A 9,856-nucleotide genomic window follows, 5' to 3' on the forward strand; every position below is an offset into this window, starting at 1 on the left:
ACATGCTGCATGGCCACAATGATGTTCTTTGCTGAAGCCACCAGATCCATTGCTCCTCCCATTCCTTTTACCATTTTGCCGGGTATTTTCCAGTTGGCGATGTCGCCATTCTCCGAAACTTCCATCGCGCCTAATATGGTGAGGTCAACTTTTTGAGAACGGATCATGCCGAAACTTAATGCTGAATCAAAGATTGATGAGCCGGGCAATGTGGTGATGGTTTGTTTTCCTGCATTGATCAGGTCTGCATCCTCCTCTCCTTCAAATGGGAAAGGCCCCATTCCCAACAGACCATTCTCCGACTGCAGCACGACATCGATACCTTCCGGTATATAATTTGCCACCAGCGTAGGAATACCGATACCGAGGTTCACATAAAAGCCGTCCTTTATTTCTTTCGCGATACGTTTTGCGATTCCGTTTTTGTCTAACATTTATTTTTTAATTTGCCGATTTGTTAATTTGTGAATTACCTACCGAATTACTGATCACTGATTACCGATCACAGTCCTCACCGTCCTCTGCTCAATCCTCTTTTCATAATCCTTTCCTTCGAAAATACGGTGTACATAAATTCCCGGTGTATGAACATGATCCGGATCGAGATCTCCTACTTCTACGAGTTCTTCGACTTCTGCAATCGTTACTTTACCCGCCATTGCCATCACCGGATTGAAATTCCTTGCGGTTGAGCGATAAATCAGATTTCCTGCCGTATCGCCTTTCCATGCTTTGACGATAGCAAAATCGGCTTCAAAGGCCAGCTCCATCAGGTACTCTTTACCGTTAAAGTCACGGACTTCTTTTCCTTCTGCTACTTCGGTACCAACACCCGCCGGTGTATAAATTGCAGGCATTCCGTAACCTGCAGCTAAACAGCGAGTTGCTAAAGTACCCTGGGGAATTAGATCAACTTCAAGTTCTCCGCTTAAAAGCTGTCTTTCAAACTCGGCATTCTCCCCAACATACGAGGAAATCATCTTTTTAACCTGCTTTTGCTGCAGCATTAGTCCTATTCCAAAGTCATCCACTCCGGCATTATTCGAAATACAGGTAAGGCCTTTTACACCTTTTCTGACCAGTGCATTTATACAATTTTCCGGTATCCCGCAAAGGCCAAATCCGCCCAGCATTAACGTCATACCATCGGCTATATCCCTGATTGCTTCATCAGCATCAGTAACTACTTTATTGATCATATATTATTGGTTAGAAAAACGGAATTAGAAAAGAAGAGCGTAAATTACTTTTTCATAAGGACAACTATCTTATCGTTAGAGCCATTGCTTGTAGCTACATAGACTTTCCCGTCTGGAGATATACAAACATCTCTTAGTCGGCCGTAGGCACCGCTGATCAGCTTTTTCGAATCATCTATTTTATCTCCCGTTGCATTTAATTTTAGCTGGTAGAGGCTTGCATCTTTTAACGTTGCCATAATAAGGGAATTTTTCCATTGAGGAATAGCATTATGGTTATAAAAATCCATCCCGGCAACGGCAATGGTAGGTGTCCAGCGAGATAAAGGCTGGGCAACGTTATTAGTGTTGCAAAAACTTTGCTCAGCCGTTTCATCACATAATCCATTAACACTTGGCCAGCCAAAATTTCTGTTCTTAAGAATTATATTCACTTCATCATCTTTTTCTGGCCCGTGTTCAGAACTGTAAAGTTTATCATTAGCGAAAACAAGTCCCTGGGGGTTTCTGTGTCCCAAACTCCATACCGGGTTGCCTTGGATTGGGTTGTCGGATGGAATGGACCCATCGAGGTTAATTCGCAGGATTTTTCCGCTAACTGAAGCCACATTTTGAGCACTTTGCGGGTTGGCTGCGTCACCGGTTGTGATGAAGAGTTTCAAATCAGAACTAATTAACAACCTGCTGCCATTATGAATGTTAGCAGCGGGAATATTGTCCAGAATTATAGTTGGGCTGCTTAATGTTCCGCCTGCAAAAGTATATTTAACAACTTTCTCCATATAAACTCCGGCTTTGTCATAATTGTAGACCACAAACACATGCGGGTTAGCCGCAAAAGAAGGGTGCAAAGCCATTCCTAGTAATCCACCCTCTCCTATTGCTTTTACGTCTGCGATAGTAATTATGGATGTTACTACACCTGTCGTAGGATTAACACGACTAACCTTACCACCTCTTTCTGTCATCCAGATCATGTTATCCTCTCCCCAGGTAATCTCCCAGGGATGAGTTAGGTTTTGTGATAATACCTGTATATCAATAGTGGCATCGACTTGAGCGACGTCGGGGATCTTTGATGATTTCTTACACCCGACGCAGGTCATGAGGGCTGCAATAACTACGAATGCTAGTGACTTTTTCATATAAAAAATTTAGATCTTCAACCTGTTGTTCGGTAATTTGTTTTCCTATTTCAGATAGACATAGGTAATCCCATCCCCGCCCCGATCTGCATGTTCATCTTCCAATCGGTCAACTTGCGTATATTTACTGAGATAGCCCCGTATCAACTTACGTAAAATACCGTCTCCCTTGCCATGAATAATTTTTAAACTATTCAAACCCATCATCACAGCCCTGTCCAGATATCTTTCAATTTCATATAAGGCTTCATCACCCCTGCGGCCGCGAAGATCAAGTTCTGTACTAAAGGCCGAGAAATCCTGCGTAAGGTCGTGGCCATATGATTTCCGAATTTCTTTGGGGACCGCTTTATTAGAGATCTTTTCCACGCGCTTTAGCTTTACAACCGACCTGAGGTCGCCCATAGCCAATATTACATTATCCCGGGCGATCTCCATTACCTGTCCAATGGTTTCCGAATCCAGTAATTTAACCCAGTCGCCTTTCTGAAGGTCAACCGCGGCCTCATCTTTCACGATTTTCTTAAGCGGAACAGAATGTTTCTTCAACTCATGTTCCAGATTCTGACGTAGCTTTTGAGTTTGTTCCTTCTCAGCCTTATTCTCCTTAATTTCCGATATTGTATTCTCTATTAGTTTATTCGCATTTTTAATAATATTCTGAGCTTCAATTTTAGCCTCCTTTAAAAGAGTTTTCCTATTTTCCTCGAGATAGGATTTGAGCTGCTCATTTTCGGCCAGCATTACTTTTAAACCACGTTCCTTTTTCTCTAAAGAGATCCGTGTATCAATTAATTCTTTCTTATCCCTTTCAAGATCAACCAACAAAGTGTCGACCTTTTTTTGATAAACACCAATTTTGTTTCTGGCAGACTGCAAAACTTTTTGGCTGAGGCCAATTTTCTGAGCTATTTCGAACGCATAAGAGCTGCCCGGCTTACCTAGTGATAGAATATATAAAGGTTTCATCTCCTGATTGTTGAACAACATAGAGGCGTTCTCGAGTCCGGGAGTCGAATTGGCAAAGGTTTTTAGATTTGAATAGTGAGTAGTAATAACTCCTCTTACCATTTTTTGATTAAGCTCTTCAAGAACAGCCTCTGCGATAGGCCCTCCGAACTGTGGATCCGTCCCGGTACCAAACTCGTCAATAAGAATCAGCGTTCTTGAATTCGCCATTTCAATAAAGTTTTTCATCTTCGACAGGTGCGCACTATAGGTGCTCAAATCACTTTCTATGGACTGATCGTCGCCTATATCAGCAAATATTTGTTTAAATATCCCAATCTTGGAATGCTCGTCAGCCGGTATAAGCAAGCCTGCCTGAACCATGATCTGCAATAATCCAACGGTCTTCATGCAGACAGATTTCCCCCCGGCATTCGGACCAGAAACTACAATGATACGTTCTTGCTCATCTATTTTTATGTTCAGTGGCACAACCGTCTGCTGCTCTTTTTTGAAATTCAAAAACAATAAGGGATGCCGTGCATTCATAAGGTTCAGTTCAGCCTCTTTAATTAGTACGGGCATTTCTGCATCAATACTGATTGCAAACAACGCTTTAGCCCTGACAAAATCGAGCTTAGTAAGTAGTCCGTGATAAGACAAAAGTAGTGGCACGTAGGGGCGTAATTCATCAGTAAGAGACACCAGCAGTTTTATGATCTCGCGCTTTTTCTCAAACTCCAGATCCCTGATAATGTTATTTAATTGGAAAACTTCTTCCGGTTCAAGATAAACCGTCTGTCCCGACGATGACTCGTCATGGATAAACCCTTTAAGCTTTCTTTTGTTCTCCGCCAGAACAGGAATACATAATCTCCCGTCCCTGATAGTTAGATTCCCATCAGCCGTCCAGCCATTATTCTGAGCACTTTTGAATATATGTTCTATTCTTTTGCGTGCTTCCTGCTCTGATTTTGCGATGTCTGAGCTAATATTATGAAGTTGCGGAGATGCATTACTCCTGATCTTCCCTTTTTGATCTATTACCTTGTCAATTTTGAGAAGAATTGACTTTTCTATAGGCAAATGCTCAAATAATGCCTCAAGGTTTGGATATTGGCCCTCTCTTTCGGTAAAATAATGAATAACTGAAAAAACAGTTCCCAACGACATAGATACTTTGAAAAATTCATCTTCCAAAAGGTATGTTCCTTCTATTCTGGCTTTCTCAGCCATTATTTTTATGTCGAAGAAATTTGTGATAGGTAAAGGTGAATCGTTAAGAAGTATATTCTTAAACTCTTTTGTCTGACGCAGGAACTTATTAATATGATCATAATTGTTCATCACATTAATCTTATCTACCATCTGCTGACCCATTGTGCTGAGGCAAAAGGACTTAATCAGCTCTTTAATATCCAGAAAACCAAGCTTTTCGGCGGCGTTGTTTGGGTAGATCATTTACTATTTGCCTTCTTCAACATTTTCCTCTGCTCAATTTTTGTTAATACCCTTTCCTTGGCTTCAAGCTTTCTGTTAACCTTGTTGTACATGCTATCCAGCAAGGCCGGCTGAGTGCTGTAGTATTTCATGCTCTTGTCAAATACCTCTTTATTTATATTATGATTTTTATATACTGTCGCGTAGTAGTTTTTCCGATCTATTTTAAGTGTATCCGTATACGTCAGAGTTGATATATAACCATCAATGATAGTTATATCAGCTAAAAGGTTGACCATGCGTTGTTCTTCGAGAACACCATCGGGCACCTGGTTTTTGTTGCAGGCCGCTACTAAGAGCAGAGGTATAATGAATAGTTGTAGTTGTTTCATATCAGTAGATTCATGATACTTATTAGATACTTGATTTTTGATGCTTATTCCCGTAGGTTTAGCATTTAAAATTAACATACAAAAATACGCATTTAATGAGCATTGCAGCTAATATTACAGCTATTAAGGAGGAACTAAAAAATACCGGCGTCAAGTTGATTGCGGTGTCCAAGACTAAACCTTTAGAAAGTATTGCCGAAGCGTACAACGCTGGACAAAGGGTTTTCGGTGAAAACACTGTACAGGAAATGGTCGAAAAGCATGAAAAGCTTCCAAAAGATATTGAATGGCATCTCATCGGACATCTGCAATCCAATAAAGTCAAGTATCTTGCTTCATTTGTGAGTATGATTCATTCTGTAGATAGCTTAAAACTGATGCAGGAAATAAACAAGCAGGCTGTCAAGCAGAACCGGATTATTGATTGTCTGCTGCAGATTTATATAGCTGATGAAGAGACTAAATTCGGAATGGATTTTGCCGAAGCCGTTGAATTACTTCGTTCAGAAGAATTTAACCAGCTTAAGAACGTGAAAATTCGGGGTGTTATGGGTATTGCAACGTTAACAGATAACATCAGGATGATAAAAGATGAGTTTTACGAGCTGAAGACGTTCCATGACAGTCTGAAGAAAACTTTTTTCAGGAAAGACCCTGATTTTACTGAAATATCCATGGGTATGTCCGGAGATTACAGATTAGCTATTGAGCAGGGAAGCACCATGGTCCGGCTTGGGAGCACTTTATTTGGTAGCCGGGCGTTAAACGTAAATTCAAAAATTTAATAAAAAACCAGGGGCAAAAGAATGAACATAAATATACGAGGAGCGATTAAAGAGGATTGTTCGCGATTACTGGAGCTCATAAAGGAGCTGGCGGAATATGAAAGAGCTCCTGACGAAGTGACTGTAACGATTCAAGAATTTCAAGATGCTGGATTTGGTGCCAATCCTGTTTGGAAAGCTTTTGTGGCTGAAGCGGATGGAATAATTCATGGCTTCGGACTTTATTATATCCGCTATTCAACATGGAAGGGCAGCCGGCTATACCTGGAAGACCTTTTGGTTACTGAAAAAATGCGCGGTGCAGGAATCGGAAAACTCCTATTCGACAGGCTTATTCAGGAAGCAATTGAGAAAGGCTTCAATGGGATGTCATGGCAAGTGCTCGACTGGAATGAGCCGGCGATAAATTTTTATAAAAAGTATAATGCCCCTCTGGATGGCGGATGGCTTAATGTTTCACTGTCGAAGGATCAGCTAGCCAATTTCATTTAATTTAAAAATTTGTGATTAAGATATTCAAATTTGGCGGGGCATCAGTAAAAGATGCAGAAGGTGTTAAAACACTGGCGACTATTCTTTCGCATTACAAATCCGACGAAGTTTTAATCGTTGTTTCCGCAATGGGGAAAACCACGAATTCGCTAGAAAAACTTGTTGAATCTTATGTAAATAAAGCTGGTAATGTTCAACAAATCTTCGGCGAAATAAAACAATACCATGAAGAAATCATTAGCGGGCTTTTTACAGATCAAAATAATCCGGTTTATGATGATGTTGCAAATGCCTTTATAGAGATCGACTGGATGCTGGAGGATGAGCCACATACTGACTACGACTTCAATTATGACCAGATAGTTTCGATCGGTGAACTTGTTTCGAGCCGGATAGTCGGTGCTTATCTCAATTCCATCGGATTAAAAACCAAATGGATTGACGCAAGGGGCTTTATTCAAACTGACAATAGGTATCGGGAGGGAAGAATCGATATCAGCAAAACCTGTTCCTCGATTCAAAACCTTTTGGAGGTCTTAGCTCATCAGTTCGTCATCACCCAGGGATTTATAGGTGGTACTTCTGAAAATTTCACCACAACTCTTGGAAGAGAAGGCTCAGACTATACGGCCGCGATTTTCGCCTCCTGCCTAAATGCCGAATCCTTGACTATCTGGAAAGATGTACCCGGGGTATTGAATGCCGATCCCAAATTGTTCAGCGATACAAAGATTTATAATCACATTCCCTATGTTGAAGCACTGGAGATGTCATATTATGGCGCTTCAGTAATTCATCCTAAAACCATAAAGCCATTACAGAATGCGGGAATTCCACTATTTGTGCGACCCTTTCTACAGCCCGGGGAAAGTGGTACACGAATTGACGGCGAGCCAGATTTCGATAAAAGTTTTCCTGCGATCATTGTTAAAAAAGAACAGGTACTGCTATCGCTCAGGTTGGAAGATTTGTCATTCATTGACGAAGCAGTATTAAGCAATATTTTTAATACGCTCTCATTAGCCGATATAAAGATCAATATGATGCAGGTTTCCGCGCTAAGTTTGTCAATCTGCACTGATTACAATGAGCCGAAGTTTAAACGTTTGCTTAAAGGACTTTCCGGTTATAAAGTAAAGTACAACACGGGTTTGGAACTGATCACTATCAGACATTATATCCGCAGTGATATTGAAAGAATCATCGCTCAAAGAATTGTTCTTCTCGAACAGCTCAGCAGAAATACAGCTCAGTTTGTTTTAAAATAATCGATTGAATAAAGCTATTTTAGATAAGAATGTGCAGGAATATATCCGAACTAATGTCCATGCGGATATTGTCCGTATAAGTCTTTCTAAAAGCCCCTTCCCTGCTCTTAGCTCGAAAGAACTCGCCCAACAGCTGGATGGCCGGAAACGCTGTGAAAACAAATTGCCCCTATGGTACGATACAGTCGGTATTTTTTATCCAGCAAAACTCGCCCTAGAGCAAAGTTCATCAGAACTAACCGCCAAATATAAATCCGGACTGGTAAAGGGTGCAAAAGTAATTGACCTGACCGGCGGATACGGTGTTGATGCCGCTTTTTTCTCTCAAAAAGTTAAGGATGTAACACACTGCGAGCTAAACAATGAGCTTTCAGAAATTTCGGCCCATAATGCTGGAGTATTAGGGTTTTCAATAAAATATGTTCAGGGAGATGGTGTGGAATACCTCAGGTTATCTGACGATTTTTACGACACAATATATATTGATCCTTCCAGACGGCTTAGTTCGCGCAAGGTGTTCATGCTTAAAGACTGTGAGCCGGACATAATCAGCGAAAAAGAACTTTTATTTGGAAAATGTAAAAGACTCATTATTAAGACAGCGCCTCTGCTCGACCTGCATTCTACAATCCGGGAATTGGACAGGGTGAGTGCAATTCATATTTTAAGTGTAAAAAATGAATGCAAAGAAGTGCTATATATTATTGATCAGGATTCAGAGGAAACAGACCCACCAATTACTTGCGCCGCTCTAAACAAGGAAAATATTGAAACTTTCACTTTTCGGATATCCGCCGAAATGGAATTTGAATCCGGACCGTTTAACAGACCTTTGACATATTTATACGAACCCGATGTTGCTTTACTAAAAGCTGGGTGCTTCAAGTTGATTACTAAGGAATTTAATGTAAAAAAACTACATCAGCATACGCATCTTTACACATCCGATACCCTAAAGGAAAATTTTATCGGGAGAAAATTCGAGGTTTTGAATACATGGGATTATGGAAGCTTTTCAAAGCGGCAAGACTTTAAAAAAGCAAATATAATATGCCGCAACTTTCCTCAGGCTCCTGAGAATATCAGGAAAAAGCTGCGTATTAGCGAGGGCGGAATAGAATATCTCCTTTTTTGCACAGGACCGGGCAATGAATTATTAGTGATCCACTGTAACCGACTGTTATGATTTATAAAATTACGTTTTTTTAACGTTTGAAGCCTGCAGTCCTTTTCGTCCTTCTTCGACGATAAATTCTACAGAATCATTTTCTCTGATCGCATTAGCACCGCCTTCAATATCTTTGAAATGAACAAAGATCTCTTTGTTATCCTCATCGTTTACAATAAATCCATACCCTTTCTGGGTATTAAACCATTTTACTTTTCCTGTTGCCATAATTATAAAAACTTATGCGCTATGTACTTAATACATAGATAAACAACATAAATATAACGAATGATTTTTAGTTCAAACCGAATTATTTATTTGGCTGCGGAGTCATTCGTAAGTAGGGCTTAATTTCTCTAAATCCTTTGGGAAATTTGGCAGGTATATCCTCCGTTTTTATGGCTGGTACAACTACCACATCTTCACCGTCTTTCCAATCTGCAGGCGTAGCAACACTATAGTTTGCCGTAAGCTGAAGTGAATCAATAACACGCAATATCTCCTGGAAATTACGGCCTGTTGAAGCAGGGTAAGTGATCATCAGTTTAATCTTTTTGTCGGGTCCAATAACAAAAAGGGATCGTACCGTGAACGTTTCAGATGCATTCGGGTGGATCATTCCATATAATTCAGAAACTTCTCTACTCTCGTCAGCCAGTATTGGAAAATTAACCTCAACATCCTGAGTTTCATTAATGTCCCTGATCCAGCCTCTGTGCGATTCTTCGCTATCAACACTAAGAGCGATAACTTTAACATTCCGTTTATCAAATTCGGCTTTCAAAGAAGCCGTTTTTCCTAATTCAGTCGTACACACCGGAGTATAATCTGCCGGATGTGAAAATAACACTACCCAGCTATCTCCTATGTAATCGTAGAAATCTATCTCGCCCTGAGATGATTTCGCTTTAAAGTTAGGGGCAAGATCGCCCAGTCGTAGACTCATAATACATTGATTTAAATTATCAATCTGATAACAGGTACTAATTTACTGGATAAGTCCCATGTAAACTAAAAAA

General features: G+C 40.4%; 11 protein-coding genes. 4 read left to right on the forward strand and 7 right to left on the reverse strand.

The window, feature by feature from the left end; all coding sequences use genetic code 11:
- The 5 genes from ACLL8Z_RS07945 to ACLL8Z_RS07965 form a co-directional block, all read right to left on the reverse strand.
- Nucleotides 1-434: CoA-transferase (locus ACLL8Z_RS07945; protein ID WP_411274235.1), on the reverse strand; the 434-nt coding region annotated here is incomplete at its 3' end.
- 54 nt (nucleotides 435-488) lie between these two features.
- Nucleotides 489-1,199, reverse strand: coding sequence for a CoA transferase subunit A (locus ACLL8Z_RS07950; RefSeq protein WP_411274236.1), 711 nt, complete (start codon nucleotides 1,197-1,199; stop codon nucleotides 489-491).
- Nucleotides 1,200-1,243: 44 nt separating this feature from the next.
- Nucleotides 1,244-2,344 carry a PQQ-dependent sugar dehydrogenase gene (locus tag ACLL8Z_RS07955; protein ID WP_411274237.1) on the reverse strand — a complete coding sequence of 367 codons (1,101 nt, stop codon included), beginning with the start codon at nucleotides 2,342-2,344 and terminating at the stop codon, nucleotides 1,244-1,246.
- Between the two features lie 45 nt (nucleotides 2,345-2,389).
- A complete protein-coding gene (locus ACLL8Z_RS07960; RefSeq protein ID WP_411274238.1) occupies nucleotides 2,390-4,753 on the reverse strand; it encodes an endonuclease MutS2 in 2,364 nt (787 codons plus the stop codon).
- Entirely contained in the window at nucleotides 4,750-5,124 is a 375-nt protein-coding gene (locus tag ACLL8Z_RS07965; protein WP_411274239.1) for a DUF4296 domain-containing protein, read from the reverse strand. Before ACLL8Z_RS07965 ends, ACLL8Z_RS07960 begins: the two co-directional genes overlap by 4 nt.
- A 95-nt stretch (nucleotides 5,125-5,219) precedes the next feature.
- On the opposite strand from ACLL8Z_RS07965, the gene ACLL8Z_RS07970 reads away from it, so the two are divergent.
- Genes ACLL8Z_RS07970 through ACLL8Z_RS07985 form a run of 4 tightly spaced genes read left to right on the forward strand, consistent with a single transcriptional unit; the run spans nucleotide 5,220 to nucleotide 8,855 of the window.
- Nucleotides 5,220-5,909: a YggS family pyridoxal phosphate-dependent enzyme gene (locus ACLL8Z_RS07970; protein ID WP_411274240.1), complete on the forward strand. Its 690-nt coding sequence runs from the start codon at nucleotides 5,220-5,222 to the stop codon at nucleotides 5,907-5,909.
- 21 nt (nucleotides 5,910-5,930) lie between these two features.
- The gene (locus tag ACLL8Z_RS07975) at nucleotides 5,931-6,401 is read left to right on the forward strand and encodes a GNAT family N-acetyltransferase (RefSeq protein ID WP_411274241.1); all 471 of its coding nucleotides are present in this window, start codon (nucleotides 5,931-5,933) and stop codon (nucleotides 6,399-6,401) included.
- Nucleotides 6,402-6,412: 11 nt separating this feature from the next.
- Nucleotides 6,413-7,669: an aspartate kinase gene (locus ACLL8Z_RS07980; RefSeq protein WP_411274242.1), complete on the forward strand. Its 1,257-nt coding sequence runs from the start codon at nucleotides 6,413-6,415 to the stop codon at nucleotides 7,667-7,669.
- 4 nt (nucleotides 7,670-7,673) lie between these two features.
- Nucleotides 7,674-8,855 carry a THUMP-like domain-containing protein gene (locus ACLL8Z_RS07985; protein WP_411274243.1) on the forward strand — a complete coding sequence of 394 codons (1,182 nt, stop codon included), beginning with the start codon at nucleotides 7,674-7,676 and terminating at the stop codon, nucleotides 8,853-8,855.
- A 9-nt stretch (nucleotides 8,856-8,864) separates the two neighbouring features.
- Here the strand turns inward: ACLL8Z_RS07985 and ACLL8Z_RS07990 are convergent, their stop codons facing one another.
- Nucleotides 8,865-9,065 carry a cold-shock protein gene (locus ACLL8Z_RS07990; protein WP_411274244.1) on the reverse strand — a complete coding sequence of 67 codons (201 nt, stop codon included), beginning with the start codon at nucleotides 9,063-9,065 and terminating at the stop codon, nucleotides 8,865-8,867.
- 82 nt (nucleotides 9,066-9,147) lie between these two features.
- Nucleotides 9,148-9,783, reverse strand: coding sequence for a peroxiredoxin (locus ACLL8Z_RS07995; RefSeq protein WP_411274245.1), 636 nt, complete (start codon nucleotides 9,781-9,783; stop codon nucleotides 9,148-9,150).
- Between the last annotated feature and the right edge of the window lie 73 nt (nucleotides 9,784-9,856).

Source organism: Daejeonella sp., from assembly GCF_046590655.1.
Lineage (GTDB): Bacteria > Bacteroidota > Bacteroidia > Sphingobacteriales > Sphingobacteriaceae > Daejeonella.

What these genes read in the sequence shown, in the direction of transcription:
- ACLL8Z_RS07950 (WP_411274236.1), bottom strand. Translation starts at nt 1,199, where the DNA reads ATGATCAATAAAGTAGTTACTGATGCTGATGAAGCAATCAGGGATATA.
- ACLL8Z_RS07955 (WP_411274237.1), bottom strand. Translation starts at nt 2,344, where the DNA reads ATGAAAAAGTCACTAGCATTCGTAGTTATTGCAGCCCTCATGACCTGC.
- ACLL8Z_RS07960 (WP_411274238.1), bottom strand. Translation starts at nt 4,753, where the DNA reads ATGATCTACCCAAACAACGCCGCCGAAAAGCTTGGTTTTCTGGATATT.
- ACLL8Z_RS07965 (WP_411274239.1), bottom strand. Translation starts at nt 5,124, where the DNA reads ATGAAACAACTACAACTATTCATTATACCTCTGCTCTTAGTAGCGGCC.
- ACLL8Z_RS07970 (WP_411274240.1), top strand. Translation starts at nt 5,220, where the DNA reads ATGAGCATTGCAGCTAATATTACAGCTATTAAGGAGGAACTAAAAAAT.
- ACLL8Z_RS07975 (WP_411274241.1), top strand. Translation starts at nt 5,931, where the DNA reads ATGAACATAAATATACGAGGAGCGATTAAAGAGGATTGTTCGCGATTA.
- ACLL8Z_RS07990 (WP_411274244.1), bottom strand. Translation starts at nt 9,065, where the DNA reads ATGGCAACAGGAAAAGTAAAATGGTTTAATACCCAGAAAGGGTATGGA.
- ACLL8Z_RS07995 (WP_411274245.1), bottom strand. Translation starts at nt 9,783, where the DNA reads ATGAGTCTACGACTGGGCGATCTTGCCCCTAACTTTAAAGCGAAATCA.